The sequence below is a fragment of the Alteromonas abrolhosensis genome (assembly GCF_001953635.1).
Taxonomy (GTDB): Bacteria; Pseudomonadota; Gammaproteobacteria; order Enterobacterales; family Alteromonadaceae; genus Alteromonas; species Alteromonas abrolhosensis.
In genome coordinates this window covers 97498-116935 of the sequence record NZ_MEJH01000005.1, presented here as the reverse complement: position 1 = coordinate 116935, position 19438 = coordinate 97498, and the positions used below count along the sequence as shown (strand labels likewise).

The 19438-nt window shown below is 44.5% G+C and carries 18 protein-coding genes; 14 read left to right on the top strand and 4 right to left on the bottom strand.

The features are described from left to right. Positions 1-18 precede the first annotated feature (18 nt). The 3 genes from aat (at position 19) to infA (ending at position 1778) form a co-directional block, all read left to right on the top strand. On the top strand, positions 19-765 hold the full coding sequence (aat, locus tag BGK61_RS09420; RefSeq protein WP_014998228.1) for a leucyl/phenylalanyl-tRNA--protein transferase: 747 nt from the start codon (positions 19-21) through the stop codon (positions 763-765). After that, entirely contained in the window at positions 762-1484 is a 723-nt protein-coding gene (locus BGK61_RS09415) for an arginyltransferase (RefSeq protein ID WP_076010927.1), read from the top strand. Before aat ends, BGK61_RS09415 begins: the two co-directional genes overlap by 4 nt. A gap of 75 nt (positions 1485-1559) precedes the next feature. Then, entirely contained in the window at positions 1560-1778 is a 219-nt protein-coding gene (infA, locus tag BGK61_RS09410) for a translation initiation factor IF-1 (protein ID WP_014949333.1), read from the top strand. A 174-nt stretch (positions 1779-1952) separates the two neighbouring features. Here infA and clpA read toward each other — a convergent pair whose 3' ends face one another. Beyond that, positions 1953-4229 carry an ATP-dependent Clp protease ATP-binding subunit ClpA gene (clpA, locus tag BGK61_RS09405; protein ID WP_014998226.1) on the bottom strand — a complete coding sequence of 759 codons (2277 nt, stop codon included), beginning with the start codon at positions 4227-4229 and terminating at the stop codon, positions 1953-1955. Between the two features lie 24 nt (positions 4230-4253). Then, positions 4254-4574, bottom strand: coding sequence for an ATP-dependent Clp protease adapter ClpS (clpS, locus tag BGK61_RS09400; protein WP_014949331.1), 321 nt, complete (start codon positions 4572-4574; stop codon positions 4254-4256). A gap of 231 nt (positions 4575-4805) precedes the next feature. Here clpS and cspD point away from each other — a divergent pair, with 231 nt between their 5' ends. Continuing rightward, entirely contained in the window at positions 4806-5024 is a 219-nt protein-coding gene (cspD, locus tag BGK61_RS09395; protein WP_014949330.1) for a cold shock domain-containing protein CspD, read from the top strand. Between the two features lie 541 nt (positions 5025-5565). On the opposite strand, the gene BGK61_RS09390 is transcribed toward cspD, so the two are convergent. Continuing rightward, positions 5566-7785 (bottom strand): NADP-dependent isocitrate dehydrogenase, encoded by a 2220-nt coding sequence (locus BGK61_RS09390; RefSeq protein WP_014998225.1) that lies wholly within the window; start codon positions 7783-7785, stop codon positions 5566-5568. Positions 7786-8300: 515 nt separating this feature from the next. On the opposite strand from BGK61_RS09390, the gene BGK61_RS09385 reads away from it, so the two are divergent. The 7 genes from BGK61_RS09385 to BGK61_RS09355 all read left to right on the top strand — a co-directional run bounded on the left by BGK61_RS09385 (position 8301) and on the right by BGK61_RS09355 (position 15180). Beyond that, complete coding sequence (locus BGK61_RS09385; protein ID WP_044556786.1) at positions 8301-8843, top strand: rRNA large subunit pseudouridine synthase E; 543 nt, start codon at positions 8301-8303, stop codon at positions 8841-8843. 349 nt (positions 8844-9192) lie between these two features. Further along, positions 9193-10320 (top strand): tRNA 2-thiouridine(34) synthase MnmA, encoded by a 1128-nt coding sequence (mnmA, locus tag BGK61_RS09380; protein ID WP_076010928.1) that lies wholly within the window; start codon positions 9193-9195, stop codon positions 10318-10320. Then, positions 10320-10946 carry a high frequency lysogenization protein HflD gene (gene hflD / locus BGK61_RS09375; protein WP_014998222.1) on the top strand — a complete coding sequence of 209 codons (627 nt, stop codon included), beginning with the start codon at positions 10320-10322 and terminating at the stop codon, positions 10944-10946. Before mnmA ends, hflD begins: the two co-directional genes overlap by 1 nt. Positions 10947-10959: 13 nt before the next feature. Beyond that, the gene (gene purB, locus BGK61_RS09370; protein WP_014998221.1) at positions 10960-12327 is read left to right on the top strand and encodes an adenylosuccinate lyase; all 1368 of its coding nucleotides are present in this window, start codon (positions 10960-10962) and stop codon (positions 12325-12327) included. A 106-nt stretch (positions 12328-12433) separates the two neighbouring features. Continuing rightward, a complete protein-coding gene (locus BGK61_RS09365; RefSeq protein WP_076010929.1) occupies positions 12434-13261 on the top strand; it encodes an adenylate/guanylate cyclase domain-containing protein in 828 nt (275 codons plus the stop codon). A 284-nt stretch (positions 13262-13545) separates the two neighbouring features. Further along, positions 13546-14712, top strand: a complete 1167-nt coding sequence (locus BGK61_RS09360; protein WP_014998219.1) for a cupin domain-containing protein — start codon at positions 13546-13548, stop codon at positions 14710-14712. 9 nt (positions 14713-14721) lie between these two features. After that, positions 14722-15180 carry a GNAT family N-acetyltransferase gene (locus tag BGK61_RS09355; RefSeq protein WP_014998218.1) on the top strand — a complete coding sequence of 153 codons (459 nt, stop codon included), beginning with the start codon at positions 14722-14724 and terminating at the stop codon, positions 15178-15180. 17 nt (positions 15181-15197) lie between these two features. On the opposite strand, the gene BGK61_RS09350 is transcribed toward BGK61_RS09355, so the two are convergent. After that, entirely contained in the window at positions 15198-15614 is a 417-nt protein-coding gene (locus tag BGK61_RS09350; RefSeq protein ID WP_014998217.1) for a DUF4826 family protein, read from the bottom strand. A gap of 327 nt (positions 15615-15941) precedes the next feature. Between BGK61_RS09350 and BGK61_RS09345 the strand changes: the two genes are divergently transcribed. From BGK61_RS09345 to BGK61_RS09335, 3 genes are all read left to right on the top strand, one after another. Then, positions 15942-16157 (top strand): PGPGW domain-containing protein, encoded by a 216-nt coding sequence (locus BGK61_RS09345; RefSeq protein ID WP_014998216.1) that lies wholly within the window; start codon positions 15942-15944, stop codon positions 16155-16157. A gap of 412 nt (positions 16158-16569) precedes the next feature. Then, on the top strand, positions 16570-17076 hold the full coding sequence (locus BGK61_RS09340) for a (2Fe-2S)-binding protein (protein ID WP_014998215.1): 507 nt from the start codon (positions 16570-16572) through the stop codon (positions 17074-17076). After that, the gene (locus BGK61_RS09335) at positions 17073-19334 is read left to right on the top strand and encodes a molybdopterin cofactor-binding domain-containing protein (protein WP_076010930.1); all 2262 of its coding nucleotides are present in this window, start codon (positions 17073-17075) and stop codon (positions 19332-19334) included. The genes BGK61_RS09340 and BGK61_RS09335 overlap by 4 nt, the downstream gene beginning before the upstream one ends. Positions 19335-19438: the final 104 nt, after the last annotated feature.

Here is a 19438-nt window from a genome sequence, read left to right as displayed (position 1 = left end):
CTTTTTTCTGGCTTGTTTATGATAGCGTTACATTACATAGAAGAAGGCGCGCCCTTCCCTCCCGTCGACACCGCATTAGACGATCCTAACGGCCTGTTAGCGTTTGGTGGCGACCTTAGCCCAGCACGTTTATTTTCAGCATATTCACAGGGTATCTTTCCTTGGTTTAGCGACGACGAACCTTTGTTATGGTGGTCACCGGACCCCAGAGCCGTTATTGAGCTCGACAATTTTATCGCGTCGAAAAGCCTTAAGAAGCTTGCCCGAAAACAAAAATACACGGTGACGTTAAATTATGCGTTTGACCGTGTTATCGAAGCCTGTTCATCTACGCCGCGAAAAAATCCAAACACCGGAGAGCTAAACAGCGAAACCTGGATAACCGATGACATGATTGCCGCTTACCGGCAGCTCAATGGCTTAGGGTTAGCGCATTCTGTGGAAGTTTGGAACGAAGATACACTGGTGGGTGGCCTGTATGGCGTGGGTATTGGAAAGGTGTACTGCGGTGAATCAATGTTTCATACCGAAAGTAATACATCAAAGCTTGCTATGTTAGCATTGGTCGAGCACATGAAGTCTCAAAACATGGCCTTTATAGATTGCCAGTTGCCTACCGATCATTTGTCGTCTCTTGGGGCAAGCGTGTTATCCCGTGAAAACTTTATTGAAAAACTGGAAAACAACAACCACACTTTAACTGAAGACGGTAGGCTGTCAGAAGACTATCTTAATCGTTGGAAGCCAAGAGTGATTACTCCGTGAAGTTTGGTATAACCCAATCCTTTTCGTGCAGCTATTTGCCGGACGAGCAAGAGCAATTACTAGTTTACGCTGAAAATAATGATTTTCAGGCGTGGCGATACTCGCAACTTATTCAAGTGGGCTTTCGAAGAAGTGGTGAACAAATTTATCGTCCGCACTGCCCGGCATGCAAGGCGTGCAAGTCTGTGCGAATTCCGGTACATACTTTCGCGCCCTCACGAAGCCAGAAAAGGCTATTGAAAGCCAATCACAAGTTTCGCGTTCAACTTGTCAGCGACACCAAAAGTACTTACTACCCTTTGTATGAGCGCTATATCACACAGCGGCACGCAGATGGAAGCATGTACCCACCCTCAAAAACTCAATTCGACAATTTTGTGTTATGTGACTGGATGACAACCCATTACCTTGAGGCCTACGATGGCGACAAGCTTATTGCAGTAGCAGTAACCGACGTTGTTGACGCTAACGAGCAAATGGGGGCACTTTCGGCGCTCTACACGTTTTTCGACCCTGACTATAGCTCTGCGTCGTTAGGTACTTGGATGATATTGATGCAAATAGAACAAGCGAGGCAATTAGGCCATGACTATGTTTATCTGGGGTATTACGTAGAGGGCTGTCAAAAAATGTCTTATAAACATAAATTTTTGCCATTTGAGCAGTTTAGTGACAATGAATGGCATCTATTTAGCAAAAATAGTAAAATACCCACTTAATTGCTTTACACCGAACCCAAGATTGGGTAAGGTCTGCGCGGCAAAAATTTTGAATTACTGAGGTAACTGCTTTACATGGCAAAAGAAGATTGTATTGAAATGGAAGGTACTGTGTTAGACACGCTACCTAACACTATGTTCCGCGTTGAACTAGAAAACGGTCACGTAGTGACTGCACACATCTCTGGTAAAATGCGCAAGAACTATATCCGTATTCTTACTGGCGATAAGGTCACCGTTGAGATGACTCCTTACGATTTGACCAAAGGTCGTATCGTTTATCGCGCAAGATAATGAGCCATTTAAGCGGTAACGCATAAAAAAAGCCCGATTAAGATCGGGCTTTTTCGTATCTGCAGTTTAATCGCTTAATAAGAGGTAACTAAATTCACCTTTATTAAACAAGGCAAGGCGCACCAGTAAGGAACTCAACGCTACTCTTGCCCTGCTGCATTAGCAATTTAGTTATCAGGTTGGTTCAGCCTCTTCAGAGGTCGCATCTACACCGGTATACTCAAAGGTAAGCTTGTCTTCTACACAGTCTACCTTCACATTTCCACCTTTAGATAGCTCACCAAACAGTAACTCATTAGCTAACTCTTTCTTAAGCTCATCTTTGATTACACGTGCCATTGGACGAGCCCCCATTGCTTTGTCATAGCCTTTTTCAGCCATGTAAGCGCGGGCAGCACTTGTAACTTCTAATGATACGCCTTTAACGTCAAGCTGCGCTTGAAGCTCGATAATAAACTTGTCTACCACCTGCAAAATAATTTCTGGGTCGAGGTGGTTAAACCAAATAATACCATCTAGACGGTTTCTGAACTCAGGTGTAAAGACCTTATTGATTTCAGACATTGCATCGTGACTGTGATCTTGTTGCTTAAAACCAATAGACTTACGCACAGTTTCCTGAACGCCAGCGTTAGTGGTCATGACTAACACCACGTTTCTAAAGTCTACTTTGCGCCCGTTATTGTCGGTAAGTGTTCCGTGATCCATAACTTGCAGAAGAATATTGTAAATGTCGCTATGCGCCTTCTCAATTTCATCTAAAAGCACCACGGAATACGGGTTTTTAATTACCGCATCAGTTAACAGACCACCTTGGTCAAATCCAACGTAACCAGGAGGCGCACCAATCAAACGGCTTACCGCGTGACGTTCCATATACTCAGACATGTCAAAACGTACCAGCTCAACGCCCATAATTTTCGCTAATTGCTGTGTAACTTCTGTTTTACCGACCCCAGTTGGTCCTGCAAACAAGAAACTACCAATTGGCTTCGTCTCGGCGCCTAGTCCAGAACGAGACAACAAAATAGCGTCGTTTAGCGTCTCTATCGCTTTGTCCTGACCGAAAACCACCATCTTAAGGTTACGACCTAGGTTTTTAAGCACTTCTTTGTCAGAGGCTGATACAGACTTCTCTGGTATACGCGCCATTTTTGCAATAATTTGCTCAATGTCACCAACGCCAATCGTCTTTTTGCGCTTAGAAGGTGGCAACAAGCGCTGGCTTGCGCCTGCCTCATCCATTACATCAATGGCTTTATCCGGTAGATGACGCTCATTAATGTATTTAGCCGACAGTTCCGCTGCCGCCTGAATTGCTTTTTGGGTAAAGCGCACGTTGTGGTGCTCTTCGTAACGGCTCTTAAGGCCAAGAAGTATCTTGGTCGTATCGCTTACGCTAGGTTCAGTTACGTCAACTTTCTGGAAACGACGTGCAAGGGCGCGGTCTTTTTCAAAAATACCTTGATACTCTTGATACGTGGTCGAGCCTATGCAGCGAAGTTCACCGCTTGATAACTTAGGCTTAAGCAAATTAGAAGCATCCATTACACCGCCTGACGCAGCACCTGCACCAATGATGGTATGGATTTCATCGATAAACAAAATAGCATTCTTGTCTTTGCCTAGCTCTTTCAAAATAGCTTTTAAACGCTTTTCGAAATCGCCGCGGTATTTAGTACCCGCAAGAAGGCCGCCCAAATCCAGAGAGTATACGGTGCTCTCAGCGATAACATCAGGTACATCTTCGTTAACGATTCTGTAGGCGAGACCTTCGGCAATAGCAGTTTTACCCACGCCCGCTTCACCTACAAGAAGTGGGTTATTCTTACGGCGACGACATAAAATCTGAATGGTGCGCTCTACTTCAGAGTCGCGACCAATCAACGGGTCAATTTTACCGTCTTTCGCTTGGCGATTTAGGTCGGTAGCGTACTTGCTCAACGCTGAGCCGCCCTCTTCCCCTGTCTCAGCTTCTTCTGAGGCTTCTGGATTAACCGGCTCATCATCGTCCGCTTTACTTACACCGTGGCTAATAAAATTAACCACATCTAGGCGCGTTACATCCGCTTTCTTAAGAATGTAAACTGCCTGCGATTCTTGCTCGCTGAATATAGCAACAAGCACATTGGCGCCCGTTACTTCGTCTTTACCCGACGACTGAACGTGGAAAACCGCTCGCTGAAGTACACGTTGGAAGCCTAGCGTTGGCTGTGTTTCACGTTCATTTAACTGGTCATCAAGAATGAGAGGCGTCGTATCTTTAACAAAAGCTAACAGTTCGCTTTTTATTGCCTCAATATCGGCACCACACGCTTTGAGCGCGTCGCGAGCAGCTGAGTTATCAAGCAATGCCAACAACAAGTGCTCAACCGTCATAAACTCATGACGATGCTCTCTGGCAAATACAAACGCATTATTCAACGTTTGTTCTAATTCTTTATTTAACATATTGCTCGCCCTCTACAAAAAACCTTATGCCTGCTCCATCGTGCACATCAACGGGTGCTGATGTTTGCGTGCGTACTGATTAACCTGCATCACTTTTGTCTCTGCTATCTCAGCAGTAAAAATGCCACACACGGCTTTTCCTTGATAATGAACGGTCAGCATAAGTTGGTTGGCTTTCTCAGCGTCCATATTGAAAAACTGCATGAGTACCTCAATGACAAAATCCATCGGTGTATAGTCGTCATTGTTCAACAACACTTTATACATGGGAGGCGGCTGCGGCTTCTGTCGCTGCGCGTCTTTCTGCTTTTCCTTTTCGATACTAATAGCGTTGTCTTTACTCATAACTTAATAATAGTGGTTTACTGGCATATATGTGTACAAACTTTTGGATAAATTTATTCACATTAGCCCTTGACATAATATGGTTAAAAAATCTACATTTTGTATAGTGGCTTTGAGTATTGCACGTCATTAACTACACATTAATCACTTTCAATACTCTTTCCACCCTGTCTCCGGATCTATAATGGGGGCATATACTCGTGAGTTCAAGGATTAAGAGGAAGTCGAAGTATGGCGGTTGGCAAAGTTAAATGGTTTAACAACGCAAAGGGTTTTGGATTTATCGTACCTGAGGACGGTGGCGAAGATATTTTCGCGCATTACTCTACGATTCAAATGGAAGGCTACCGTTCGCTAAAAGCGGGTCAGGAAGTAACGTTCGAAGTTCAGCAAGGCCCGAAAGGTCTTCACGCTGAGAACATTGGCTTCAAAGAAGAACCAGAGCGTTAAGAAAAGAATTTAAAAAGCCTGGCTTTGAACGTCGGGCTTTTGCTTTTTTTTGCCATTAAAAAGCCTAAAGGCGCTTAAAGTGTCTGTGCGGCTAACTATGTGTTCTAAAAAGCTGTGTGTTTTAAGAATGCGTTCCACATTCCCCCTGCTTCCAGTAAATTAATATTTTTTAAAACTAGTTCATTAGATTACTTTCTTAACTTTTCCTTTTTTTAATCTCATTAATTTTAATGATTACGTTCAATGATTACGCCAATTAGGCACTTTCATAAATAGGTTCCTACACGCGTAGCTAATAAGCTTACAATTAACCTTACGTTTGCCCTTACGATATGCCTTACCTCCTGCTTTATTGCGCGCTTAGCTAACTGACTCTTTTACGTATATTGGAATTACCGTTGTAAATTATAAGGTACAAGAAAATTAAAAAGCCCGTTCGTAAAACGAGCGGGCTTTTTTAGTTGTTTAGCATTCAGCTGGCTTTACGCGTTGTAAGGCCAATTAACGCATTAGGCTTTGATACCTATCGTTGGTGCACGTACTATGCGCCAATAATTGCTTTAAGTGTTTTACTAGGCGACATGGTCGCGTAAAGCTTGTCTTCGTCTGGGTAGTAGTAACCGCCAATGTCTTGCGCGTTGCCTTGAGTCGCGTCAATTTCAGCCATGATGTCATCAATTTTCGCTGATAACTCTTCATACATTGGCTTAAACTGCGCAGCTAGGTCTGCGTCTTCCGTTTGGTTTGCTACTTCTTCAGCCCAGTATAGGCCTAGGTAGACATGGCTACCACGGTTATCCAGCTGGCCTGCTTTACGAAGCGGAGACTTACCGTTGTTAAGTAATTTTTCCGTTGCTTTATCAAGTGCTGTAGCAATAACTTTCGCTTTTGTATTGCTGTGCTTAATAGCAACGTCTTCAAGCGATACGGCTAGAGCCAGGAATTCGCCTAGTGAGTCCCAACGCAAGTGACCTTCTTCAACAAACTGTTGTACGTGCTTAGGAGCACTACCGCCTGCGCCTGTTTCGTAAAGGCCGCCACCAGCCATCAATGGTACGATTGATAACATTTTAGCACTGGTGCCAAGCTCTAGGATTGGGAACAAGTCAGTAAGGTAGTCACGAAGTACGTTACCCGTTACTGAAATAGTGTCTAAGCCGCGAATTGCTCGCTCCATGCTGTAGCGAATAGCGCGTACAGGAGACATTATTTGAATGTCTAGACCGTTTGTATCGTGGTCTTGAAGGTACTTTTCAACTTTCTTGATAAGTTGCGCATCGTGAGCACGCTCGTCGTCTAGCCAAAATACCGCAGGCATACCTGATTGACGTGAACGTGTCACCGCTAGCTTAACCCAGTCTTGAATAGGTGCGTCTTTCACCTGACACATACGCCAGATATCACCTTCTTCAACATCGTGAGAAATAAGTACGTTGCCGTCCTGGTCAACAATCGACACTGTACCGTCTGCTTCTAGCTCAAACGTCTTGTCGTGCGAACCGTACTCTTCTGCTTTTTGTGCCATTAGGCCAACGTTAGGTACCGTACCCATCGTTGTTGGATCGAATGCACCGTGAGTTTTACAGAAGTTAATAACTTCTTGGTAAATAGTTGCATAAGTACTTTCTGGAATAACTGCTTTAGTATCGTGCGCCTTTCCATCTGGTCCCCACATTTGACCAGAGTTACGGATCATAGCAGGCATAGAAGCATCAACAATTACGTCACTTGGTACGTGAAGGTTAGAGATACCTTTGTCAGAGTTAACCATCGCAATTGGCGGACGGTCTGCATAACATGCGTTGATGTCTTTTTGAATTTCAGAACGCTGGCTCTCAGGTAGGCTTGCAATTTTGTCGTAAACGCTACCAAGACCATTGTTTGGATTAACACCTAGCTCTTCAAACAGGTCACCCCATTTATTGAATAGGTCTTTGTAGAATACTTTTACACAGTGACCGAAAACGATTGGGTGAGACACCTTCATCATGGTCGCTTTTACGTGTAATGAGAATAGAACGCCCGTGTTCTTCGCATCTTCAATTTGCTCTTCGAAGAACTCACACAGCGCCTTTTTACTCATGAACATGCCGTCGATAACTTCGCCAGCAAGCAAATCTACGCGAGGCTTAAGTGTTTTCTTGCTACCATCTTTGCCTGTAAATTCAATGCTTACATAACCATCTTTTTCCACGGTTACAGACTTCTCACCCGAGTAGAAGTCGCCGCCGCGCATGTGGGCTACGTGAGAACGTGATGCTTGAGACCACTCACCCATTGAATGCGGGTGCTTGCGTGCATAATTTTTAACTGCAGTTGGGGCACGGCGATCTGAGTTACCTTCACGTAATACAGGGTTTACTGCACTACCTAGTACCTTGCCGTAACGTTCGCGAATGTCTTCTTCTTCAGCAGTTTTTGGTGAATCAGGGAACGCAGGAACGTTAAAGCCTTTAGCGTTAAGTTCTTTTATCGTAGCGCGAAGCTGAGGAATTGAGGCACTGATGTTTGGAAGCTTAATGATGTTAGCATTCGGGTCTTGGGTCATCTCACCCAGTTCTGCTAATGCGTCTGGCACTCTTTGCTCTTCAGAAAGATACTCTGGGAAATTTGCCAATACACGCGCAGCAAGAGAAATATCGCTTAGCTCAACGTCGATATCTGCAGCCGCAGCAAACTTCTGGATGATAGGAAGAAGTGAATAAGTCGCCAGCATCGGCGCTTCATCTGTCTTCGTGTAGATGATCTTAGACTTGGTCATTATATACCTCAATTTTCTCGACAGGGTACTGTCGTCTTTAGTCCATTAGGTCGCAACAACCCGCAACATTTTTCATGTCACGCCCACAGTCATTGCGAAACGTATTTGATGTTTTCCACCTATTGCTCTCATTAAGCACTAGGTCACTTGCTGTTTTCTTCCCCACACATTATTCAATTCCCTATGTTAGCAATATGCATCTTTTCGCTTTGAGCTTACCTGTTTAGCTAAGCTACATTGTCAAGATGCGGTGTATAAGCAAGCCCGCTTATCACTGCTAAAACTGTCTAATAATTATGCAGATGCACTCTCTTATAAAATTGGGAGCGACCATTAGTATAGGGTCGAAAGTTTGAGTTACAAGTCATACCATTGTCTTAACACATAAGATCACCGAATTTATCGACAAACTTCACCCCGCAAACCTTTATTTTGGTCTCATTTTTCCCATGCGAAACGATGCCGTTTATCGTAAAATCCCCACGAAATTTCGAATTCAAACAAGCGAAAGTAACATGTCATCAAACGCTAAAGTGGTGCTTTTCAATAAGCCCTTTCAAGTCTTATCTCAATTCACCGACGCCGATGGAAGAGAAACCCTTAAGGACTACATTGATATTCCTGATGTATATGCAGCTGGACGACTTGATAGGGACTCAGAAGGCCTTTTGGTACTCACTAACGATGGGAAACTTCAGCACAAACTCGCAAACCCTAAAGCCAAGACGAGCAAAACCTATTGGGCGCAAGTAGAAGGTATTATGGATGAGAAAGCGATGCAGGCGCTACGCGATGGTGTTGAGTTAAAAGACGGAATGACGCGTCCTGCCAAAATAAAAGCAATGCAAGAGCCACATGTTTGGCCAAGAAATCCGCCAGTGCGCTTCAGGCAGTCCATCCCAACCAGCTGGGTCGAAATTACCATTACCGAAGGTAAAAACAGACAGGTAAGGCGCATGACTGCCCACGTGGGCTACCCTACTCTGCGTCTTATCAGATACCGGGTCGGAAACTGGACGATAGATGGTATAGAAAGTGGTAAGTATGTGAGCTTTTAGTTATGAAGGCACCCATAGCACTTGAATTCATCTTCCAAGACCACACTAATGAGCCACTTATGAGAGGCGGAGCTTAAAGCATGTTAGGCGTTACTGACCCTTTTTAGCGGTCTACGTCGATATTGCAAATGTCAGAGGCCGTTAAGCACATATTTAATTACTTATTCAGATAAGGATTAAATGTGAATTAGCTGTCGGAATCTGATAAAATCCGCGACCTCGAAAACGGGCCTATTTGTAAATGATTACTTAGTGGTATAGCTCACTAACCGAGCAGCCGCTTGAAATACGTTATCAACCAATCATTGATAACTAACTTAACAAATACGGTTTCTTTTTTATTAATCAAATGAGTGTGCAATCCATAGTGAGTGATATTGAATCTAACGCCAGCAAAAAAGTGATCGTCGGGATGTCCGGCGGTGTCGATTCGTCTGTTTCAGCCTACCTACTCCAACAACAGGGTTATCAGGTTGAAGGTCTTTTCATGAAAAACTGGGAAGAAGATGACAACGATGAATACTGTGCCGCTGCAGAAGATTTAAAAGATGCACAAGCGGTTGCTGACAAACTTGGCATTGAACTACACACCATTAACTTTGCAGCAGAATACTGGGATAACGTGTTTGAGTATTTCTTAGAGGAGTACAAAGCGGGCCGTACGCCAAACCCAGATATTATGTGCAACAAAGAAATTAAGTTTAAAGCGTTTCTTGAGTTTGCAGCAGAAGACCTTGGCGCCGATTACATTGCTACCGGGCACTATGTTCGTCGCCGAGAAGTTGACGGTAAATGGCAAATGCTGCGAGGTCTTGATAACAACAAAGACCAGAGCTACTTTCTTTACACATTAGGCGAAGAGCACGTTGCAAAGACGCTTTTCCCTGTGGGTGACATTGAAAAACCATTAGTTCGCAAAATTGCCGAAGAGCAGGGTCTTATCACCCACGATAAGAAAGACTCTACCGGGATTTGCTTTATTGGTGAACGCAAGTTTAAAGACTTCCTAGCCCGTTACCTTCCAGCTCAGCCTGGCGTTATTGAAACCGCAGAAGGTGAAGAAATTGGCCAGCACGAAGGATTGATGTATCACACGCTAGGTCAACGTAAAGGCTTACACATTGGTGGATTAGCCAAATACGGTGACGACCCTTGGTATGTGGTAGATAAAGATGTTGCTCGCAACGTGCTTATTGTGGGTCAAGGTGCCGACCACCCTCGCCTATACTCGAAAGGCTTGGTAGCAAAGCAGCTACACTGGGTGGATAGAAAAACAATTACAGAACCTGTGCGCGCGGTAGTTAAAACCCGTTATCGTCAGGCCGATATCCCTTGTACAATAACGCCAACTCAAGACGACACCATTGAAGTGATGTTTGATGAGCCCCAAAAGGCGGTAACGCCAGGGCAGTCGGCGGTATTCTATAATGACGAAGTTTGCCTTGGCGGCGGTATTATTGAGAGTTATATTCGCTGATGTTAGATACCGACATAGAAAATAACCTAGCTCTTGCTGGAGTATGTCAAGCTGCTGCGCTGGTTCAGCAGCTTGCCAGACGAGGTTCTGCCGATAACGAAGCGATAGAAGCCAGCTTATCAAGCATACTGGTTACTGACCCAGAAACACCTCAACAGGTCTTCGGTCAACTCGCCAACTTAAAAACCGGTTACACCACACTCGCAGCACAGCTATCTGACAAACAAGCAACAAAAGATACCGAATTAACCCGCTATATAGCGAGTATCCTAGGCCTTGAAAGGAAGCTAGCGAGAAAGCCTAAAGCAATGCAGGAACTGGGCGAACGCATTTCCCATGTTCAGCGCCAGCTTGCTCACATCGATTTCCAAAACCCACAAATAGTCGCCTCCTTAGCGAGCATTTACAGCGATATCATCAGTCCGCTAGCACCGCGTATTCAGGTGGCTGGTAACCCCGACTATTTGAGCCAACCTGCTACTCAGCATAAAGTGCGAGCGCTTTTGCTTGCGGGTGTGAGGGCTGCAGTAATGTGGCGTCAGATGGGTGGAAAACGAAGAAACATTTTATTCAAACGCAAACACATTCTTAACAGTGCTGTTAAAGCACTACGATTAATAAACTAGTGAGGAGCTTAAGGTGGAACTGAGTCAGTTAACTGCAATTTCCCCTGTCGATGGTCGATATGCTGGCAAAAGCGTAGAATTACGCAGTATTTTCAGTGAGTACGGCTTATTAAAATACCGTGTAGAAGTAGAAGTACGTTGGTTACAAATGCTGTCTACTAACCCACAAATTGAAGAAGTTCCTGCTTTTACAGACACGTCAAATGCACTACTAGACAAAATAGTAGCTGAATTTAGTGTTGAAGATGCCATGCGCATCAAAGAAATCGAGCGCACAACAAACCACGATGTGAAAGCGGTTGAATACTTTCTTAAAGAGAAGGTTGCCGACAATAGTGAGCTTTCAGCAGTAAATGAGTTTATCCACTTTGCTTGTACTTCTGAAGACATCAACAACCTTTCACACGGCTTAATGCTTCGCGAAGCTCGCGAGACCGTCATTCTTCCTTACTGTGACAAATTAATCGAAGCACTAGTAGAGCTTGCTAAGCGCTACCAGAACGTACCTATGATGGCACGTACTCACGGTCAGCCTGCTTCACCTACCACCATGGGTAAAGAAATGGCAAACGTGGCTATTCGCCTAAAACGTCAGCGTAGCCAAATCGCAGGTGTTGAGTTACTTGGTAAGATTAACGGTGCTGTAGGCAACTACAACGCACACTTGTCAGCGTATAAAGATGTAGATTGGCACGAAGTTTCAGAGAAGTTTGTTACCTCACTAGGTCTAACCTGGAACCCGTTCACTACACAAATAGAACCGCACGACTATATTGCAGAAATGTTTGATGCCATTGCCCGCTTCAACACCATTCTTATCGATTTCGATCGTGACGTTTGGGGTTATATTGCACTCGGTCACTTCAAGCAAAAAACGGTAGCTGGCGAAATCGGCTCTTCTACCATGCCACACAAAGTTAACCCTATTGATTTTGAAAACTCAGAAGGCAACTTAGGTCTGGCGAACGCAATTTTTGACCATTTAGCAGCTAAGCTTCCTATCTCTCGCTGGCAGCGTGACCTTACCGACTCAACCGTGCTACGTAACCTTGGCGTAGGTGTAGGATATGCAGTTATTGCTTATCAGGCCACTTTGAAAGGGATCAGCAAGTTAGAAGTTAATGAGCAAAGCTTACTTAACGAGCTAAATAACAATTGGGAACTGCTTGCAGAGCCAATTCAAACTGTTATGCGTCGTTACGGTATTGAAAAGCCATACGAAAAGCTAAAAGAACTGACTCGTGGTAAGAAAGTAAACGCAGACGTCATTGCTGAGTTTATTGATAACCTAGACATGCCAGAAGCGGCCAAAGCAGAGCTTAAAGCATTAACGCCTGCTACATACATTGGTGATGCAATCAGGCTTGTAGATCAGTTATAAGCCCCTGCGCTTTTCACTACACTAAAAAACGCGGTTATTAACACCGCGTTTTTTTATACCTGTAAACCTAAGAAACTTGTCTGTGCAGCATAATTGGAGCATGTAAATGGATTTAAATACGACAAATGGCACAAACACTTTTTCTAACGAAAGACCACATGCTAACAATTCTGTAGTGAATTCCCTCCTATCCAGCTCTTCACTTATGCATGAAAACAATAGAATAAATTCAAGTTACTGTTTAAAGAGTGCAGTCGTAATCTTTTGCGATTTATCTGGCTTTCAGCAATTGACTGTGCAACTTGGTGACATTAACTGCACCGGTATGGTCGAAAACCTGTTTAGCGAATTTGATGCCCTTGCTGCTGCATTTGGACTGTCGCCATTAAAAACTAATGGCGACCAGTATATTGTGGCTGGCTTTTGTAACAACAGTGCGTGTACAAAAGACGCGCTTGAAACCAGTATCAACAACGCTATTAAATTCGCTTTGCGTGCACGCAACCTTGTACGTAACGATACCCTTCTCTCTTCCTCTTTTAGCCAGCTTCGTGTGGGTATAGCAACGGGGTTAGTGCTCGCTGGCCAGTCTTCTCGACCATTTGCAGGGTTTGATATTTGGGGTACTACGGTAAACAGAGCGGCAATGTTAGAGCAGTACACAGCACCTGACACCATTGCAATTTGTGAAAAATCTTACGACTTGGTTAGCTATCGTCTATCTCAAACAATCAACACTAGTACTAGTAACGCCCCGTCTTATAACGCAGATAGCCCTCCTAAAACAGAAGTAAGAGAGATGTTTGGACGAGCCCCTCACAAGGCAGGTGGGTCAATGCTGTTAGACGAATATTCATTAATGTTAACGTTTCAGCCAACACAGTTGCGCACCAAAGCGACGTTAGTTAACGCCTATGTTTGCGAAACGATTTAGCGTAATCGTTTCTCACCACCTACGATTTAGGCACATCTATTTAAAAACTTTCATGACTACACTCAAAATTATGCAATTTGCTTCACTGTGATGGCTTCACCAGATTATATATCGGCTAGTGAATGTAAGGTGGCAATAACCTTTTCAATGACTGATAATGCCGCCTATCACCTTCTATCCTGCTTCTAAAATAGTTCTCACGCTAACGAGATGACTACTACGATACAAGCAACGCCAATGAAAGCAGGCAAGAAACAATAACCAGGCTTACTGAAAGAGACGCTATGCCCACTAACGACAAAATGTACTTTATTGATGCAAGAACCGGAAACGGCTTTAATGCAGAAACCTTCCTAAAAAACTATTGGCAGCAAAAGCCGGTAGTCATAAAGCATTTTTTTGATAACTTTGTAGATCCTATCGATGAAAACGACCTTGCAGGACTTGCACAAGAGTCGGAAGTGGATGCACGTATTATTAGTAATGTTCAAGGCAAGTGGAATGTTGAACAAGGGCCCATTGCCGATTTTGATAAGGCTTGTCAGGGCAAATGGACACTATTAGTACAAGGCGTCGATAAATATGTTCCCGACGTAACTCCCATTCTAGACCCGTTCTCTTTTATCCCTAACTGGCGATTGGACGACTTAATGGTGAGCTTTGCAACAAATGGCGCAGGCGTCGGCGCTCACATCGACCAATACGATGTATTTTTAGTTCAAGGAAAGGGCCAAAGACGCTGGCGAGTGGGCAAGCCAGCAAACTATAAAGAAGTTTGTCCCCACCCCAAACTAAGACAAATTGAAGGGTTTGACCCGGTTATAGATGTGGTAGTTGAGCCTGGCGATGTGGTTTACGTGCCTCCAGGTTGGCCTCATGACGGCGCTACTATTGAAGACAGCTTAACTTACTCGGTCGGTTACCGTGCACCGGATAATCTTCAATTAGCAGAAAGCTTGGCGATGATGCTGGATAAAGGCGCGCACAATCATCGCTTCACAGACTCTGGCCGCTCTCTTCAAGGCAATCGTGCTTGGATAAACCCAAGCGATGTAGCCGTTCTTAAGCAGCAGCTTATCGATGCTATAAACGGTGAAGACTTTACTTTGGCACTTTTAGAAGCCATGAGTGAACAAGGCATTCCTGAATATCCGCTAGAAAATGAAGTATCGTTAGAGCAAATTTCCAATGAATTCGCCGCAGGCATTAGCTTTGTTCCTGCACCTGGTGTGCGCGCATTAATTTGCGATGGCAAGCGTGGCCTTCCTCGCGCACTTTATGTCAATGGTAGCCAATTCGCATTTGGTAAAAATGACCAAGAGTGGTTTGAAGTATTGGCATCAGGAGGCGTTTTGAATGCAACATGTTGTCAAGATGCCCCTTCTTTTACATTTTTAGAAACCTTAACTACACTTATCAATAATGGTTACTGGGAATGGTTCGAAGGTTAACAGGTAGGTATGGCGTTTACGATACAAAACGTCGATTGGGAAAAGGATAAACATCGACTAAAAGCACTAAGGGAACATGTATTTGTTTTGGAATGGCGCGTGCCCGAAGCAAGCGAGTTTGATGAACATGATAGCTCGGCGTGTCATGTACTTATTGTTAATGATGATAACGAACCCATTGCCACAGGCCGTTTAACTAAACGAGGCGAGCTTGGTCGAATTGCCGTTAAAAGAAACCACAGAACACTTCCCGTATATCGCGCTTTATTTGAAGCATTGATTAACGCGGCAAAGCAAAATAACGTTCCTATTATCAAGGTGGTGTGTAATTTGGAAAGTGTATCCTATCACCAGTCGATAGGGTTTATCCCTTACGGTCGAGTATTTATGGACGCAGGCGTTCCCAGACAACGCCTAAAATGTCCGGCAGAGCGCTTTCCTCTTCCGGACGTGACTCAACTTCATTAGATTGCCGACTTAAAGCTCTAAACCCAAAGATCCGGCGTATTTTGCATAGCAAATAAGTTCTCAGCACGATTGATAAGCAATGCGCCAAATTCTTTTTGCGTTTCATCTGCATCTTTGGCATTGATCAGGTTTTCAGCCTTTAACTGCCAATGCATAGCAAAGTGGCGAAGTGCCTCTTTTGCATCTTTCGCGTTGTCTACCGATGTATAGTCTGACGGCAAATCACCACTAATTACCCAATAGCGTTTGCTGTCCATCGCTTTAATTTTCCATACTGCAAGGTAAGGAATTAAATAGCGGCTCTCTTCTGTAACAACGGAATCGAACAAAACACCATTTTCAGCTAAAAATTTATTAGCCTTCTGAAATTGCTCTCTTACCCACGTTGCGCGCTCTTCATCGCTGATTGGTTGGTTTTCTGGTTGTTGTGCCATTATAACTCTCATTATTATCGTTATCTTTTACCTAGCATGAGCTAGAGTAAACCTTCGCAAAAGCATCCTTTCAGACTCGCTTGACCGCGAGAAATGCCTCACGTCTTTGGTAGTCTTTGTACTTTATTTCAAACTTCCTTTCCACCGCAATCAGGCCATTGGTGTATCTTTGCCTGCTGAACGACTACTTATTCGACAATTTTAAGCAAACCAACAGTGCCTTACACAAAGTACTCGAGTACAAATATTTACACTTTTTGTATTGGAAAATCGGCGTTCGTGGGCGAAACTGTAAAGAGTTAGGTTTACCAAACAAAGTGGTATCACATGCGAATAGTAAGACTTACCTTAGGCGCAATATTGTTTGTTGGTGGAATTGTACTGACACTGCTTCCTGGTTCCATTCTTTTAGTGGTAGGCGGGTTAGTGCTGTTAAGTTACGACTGGCCAAAAGCGCGTAACTGGCTTAAATATAGTCAAAAAACAATGACCACTGGCGCGCGCAAAATTGATCGATTCCTACTAATGAGGAAACTGCGCTAGTATATAGCGGTGTTTATGCCGTTATTATTCCTCGTCCTTAACCGTTACCTTAATACTTAATACTTAACGCTTAACGCTTAACGCTTAACGCTTAACGCTTCCAGTGTAAAAAGTCCGTTCTATTTTTCTTTCACTTTGTCGCAAAGTGTTAGCAATTAAACTTATGTAAATGCGCAATAATGCAATGCGTGTTAACGTAATCTAAAGTATAAATTGCGAAGCCTTTAACAATAATAATAGTGGCAATTATCTGAGTATGTTCAGCATCTTGGGTAGTTCGTATCATCAGGCAATGTAACCGTATCGATATGAGTTTGTGCAGCTCGTTTTTCCGTGCTGCGCTGCTTGGGTAGGCCATATTTACACAATCTGGTTCAAATCATATCGTTCGCTTACCTATGGAGACAAGACCATGATCACGTTTACCGTTAATGGTAACAAACACGAATTTTCTGGTGACCCATCTACACCAGTATTGTGGTACCTTCGTGACGAATTAAATCTTACAGGACCTAAATTTGGCTGTGGTATGGCGCAATGCGGCGCGTGTACTGTTCATATTGACGGCATGGCACAACGTTCTTGCGTATTGCCAGTATCCGCCGTTCAAGGCAGAAAAATCACCACTATTGAAGGGTTAAGCGAAAATGGCGACCACCCTGTTCAAAAAGCGTGGGTAGAGCACAAAGTGCCACAATGCGGTTTCTGTCAGTGTGGGCAAATTATGCAGGCGGCTAGCTTGTTATCAACAAACCCAACCCCAAGTGATGAAGAGATTGTTCAAAACATGTCTGGCAATATTTGTCGATGCGGAACCTACCCTCGTATACATAAAGCCATAAAGTCGGCGTCTAAATCGATGAGCAGCAACGCAGGCGTTAGCTACTTCGACCCAACCCAAGCGGGAGAAGAAGCATGAGTGAAAATACCTATTTTGATATGAATCGCCGCAGCTTTTTAAAATCGACAGCTGCGGCAGGTGCGTTGGTTCTTGGTACTTATTTTATAGGTAGTGCGCCACGCGCTATGGCAGGCGTTTTAGCTAAGCCAGCGGAAAACGCAAAACGCGCGAACTTGTTTATTGCGCTTCGTCCCGACGGCATGGTTGAAGTTACCTGTCACCGCAGTGAAATGGGTCAGCAGATCCGTACCGCTATTGCGCAAATTGTGGCTGACGAAATGGAAGCTGCGTGGGACAAAGTGATTGTGATTCAAGGTAAAGGTGACCCTAAATACGGTGATCAAAACACCGATGGCTCTCGCAGTATTCGCTTTAATATGCAGCGTCTTCGCGAAATGGGCGCAAGCGTTCGCTATATGATGCAACACGCTGCTGCCAAGCGATGGGGTGTTGAGCCGGGTTCATGTGTTGCCGAGCAACATGTAGTCACACATAGTTCGGGTAAGACCCTTGCCTATAAAGATTTAATAGACGATGCATTAACCATCACACCACCTGAGGCAGATAAGCTCAAGCTTAAAGACAGAAAAGAATGGCGTTATATCAATACGGGTATGGCCCATATCGATCTTCAGGATATTGTTACCGGTAAAGCAACCTTTGCTGCTGACGTGCGCGAACCAAAAGCACTCGTTGCTATAATCGAGCGCCCTCCCGTGGTGGGCGGCAAGGTGAAAAGCTTCAACGCAGATAAAGCTAAAGCAGTTAATGGGGTTGTTGATGTCATTGAAATTCCAGCGCCAAAAGGTGCCCCTCAGTTCCAGCCAAAAGGTGGCGTGGCAATTATTGCTAACAATACGTGGGCTGCGTGGCAAGGCCGAAAAGCACTTGAGGTTACTTGGGACGATGGCGCAAATGGCGACTATAACTCAGCTAAATTTAAAGAGCAGCTGCTTAACACAGTTAATGCACCTCAAGCGCTTGTTCGAGAAAAAGGCGATGCGTTGAGCGTTTTAGAAAAAGCCAGCGATAAGCTGGTTGCTGACTATTACGTGCCGCATTTAGCACAAGCCCCCATGGAGCCGCCATGCGCTACTGCCATGTACTATAACGACCGCGTAAACGTATGGGCTGCTACACAAAACCCGCAGGCTGATATGGAGACCGTGGGCGCTATGGTTGGCATGGACAAAGAAAAAATCAATGTTCATGTAACCATGTTAGGTGGTGCATTTGGCCGTAAATCTAAACCTGATTTTTCAGCGGAAGCAGCGTACCTTTCAATGAAAACGGGCAAGCCAGTTCGCGTTCAATGGACCCGTGAAGATGATATTCAGCACGGTTTCTATCACGCAGTATCTGCTCAGCACGTTGAGGCTGCGCTTGATGAAAACGGCAAAATTGATGCTTACCTTCATAGAACCGCGTTTTCCCCCATCGCCTCAACCTTTCAAGAGGGTGCGAACGCTCCCTTTAGCTTTGAGTTAGATTTGGGCTTTACGGATAACCCTATTCTTACGCCGAATATGAAGTTAGAGCGCGGTGAAGCACCAGCCAAAGCCCGAATTGGATGGATGCGATCAGTATCGAATATCTTCCACGCCTTTGCTGTACAGTCGTTTATTAATGAAGCAGCGCATAAAGCAGGCAAAGACTCTAAAGATTACCTATTGGAAGTAATCGGCCCTGACAGAATTATTGATGTGACTGATCAAAAGGCCGAATATCAAAACTATTGGGGTGATAAGTCGGTTTATCCTTTAGATACAGGTCGCCTTCGCAATGTTATTGAGAAGGTATCTGACATGGCAGGCTGGGGCCGCGATATGCCTAAAGGTCGTGGTCTAGGTATAGCGGCGCACCGTAGCTTCTTAACCTACGTAGCTACTGTGGTGGAAGTTGAAGTGTCTGATGCTGGCGATTTGAACGTAATCAAGTCGTGGGTAGCCATTGATGCAGGTACTGTAGTTAATACCGATACCGTTAAAAACCAAACCCAAGGTGGCTCAGTATTCGGTATTACTACGGCTATTAGCGACGGCATTACCTTTGATAAAGGTCGTGTACAACAAAGTAACTTCCACAACTACCGTGTGCCCCGCATGAGCGATTCACCGCTAGAAGTTGAAGTTGAGGTAATCGAAAGCGATGCGCCGCCAGCTGGTGTGGGTGAACCTGCCACACCGGTTTACGCACCGGCACTATGTAACGCCATTTTCGCTGCGTGTGGTAAGCGTATTCGTCAATTACCTATTGGTAACCAGCTGAAAGCGTAGAAGGCTCACGCTGAGTTCGCTGAATGACTCGCCAAGTCATTCGGCGCAGCCAAGCACACTAGATCGAAAAAGGAGGTCATGGTGACCTCCTTTTTTTGGTTTTT

Coding starts and splice junctions, on each gene's coding strand:
- BGK61_RS09340 (WP_014998215.1), top strand. CDS start 16,570: ATGATCACGTTTACCGTTAATGGTAACAAACACGAATTTTCTGGTGAC.
- mnmA (WP_076010928.1), top strand. CDS start 9,193: ATGAGTGTGCAATCCATAGTGAGTGATATTGAATCTAACGCCAGCAAA.
- BGK61_RS09385 (WP_044556786.1), top strand. CDS start 8,301: ATGTCATCAAACGCTAAAGTGGTGCTTTTCAATAAGCCCTTTCAAGTC.
- clpS (WP_014949331.1), bottom strand. CDS start 4,574: ATGAGTAAAGACAACGCTATTAGTATCGAAAAGGAAAAGCAGAAAGAC.
- BGK61_RS09355 (WP_014998218.1), top strand. CDS start 14,722: ATGGCGTTTACGATACAAAACGTCGATTGGGAAAAGGATAAACATCGA.
- aat (WP_014998228.1), top strand. CDS start 19: ATGATAGCGTTACATTACATAGAAGAAGGCGCGCCCTTCCCTCCCGTC.
- infA (WP_014949333.1), top strand. CDS start 1,560: ATGGCAAAAGAAGATTGTATTGAAATGGAAGGTACTGTGTTAGACACG.
- hflD (WP_014998222.1), top strand. CDS start 10,320: ATGTTAGATACCGACATAGAAAATAACCTAGCTCTTGCTGGAGTATGT.
- BGK61_RS09345 (WP_014998216.1), top strand. CDS start 15,942: ATGCGAATAGTAAGACTTACCTTAGGCGCAATATTGTTTGTTGGTGGA.
- BGK61_RS09335 (WP_076010930.1), top strand. CDS start 17,073: ATGAGTGAAAATACCTATTTTGATATGAATCGCCGCAGCTTTTTAAAA.
- clpA (WP_014998226.1), bottom strand. CDS start 4,229: ATGTTAAATAAAGAATTAGAACAAACGTTGAATAATGCGTTTGTATTT.
- BGK61_RS09360 (WP_014998219.1), top strand. CDS start 13,546: ATGCCCACTAACGACAAAATGTACTTTATTGATGCAAGAACCGGAAAC.
- BGK61_RS09365 (WP_076010929.1), top strand. CDS start 12,434: ATGGATTTAAATACGACAAATGGCACAAACACTTTTTCTAACGAAAGA.
- cspD (WP_014949330.1), top strand. CDS start 4,806: ATGGCGGTTGGCAAAGTTAAATGGTTTAACAACGCAAAGGGTTTTGGA.
- BGK61_RS09390 (WP_014998225.1), bottom strand. CDS start 7,785: ATGACCAAGTCTAAGATCATCTACACGAAGACAGATGAAGCGCCGATG.
- BGK61_RS09350 (WP_014998217.1), bottom strand. CDS start 15,614: ATGGCACAACAACCAGAAAACCAACCAATCAGCGATGAAGAGCGCGCA.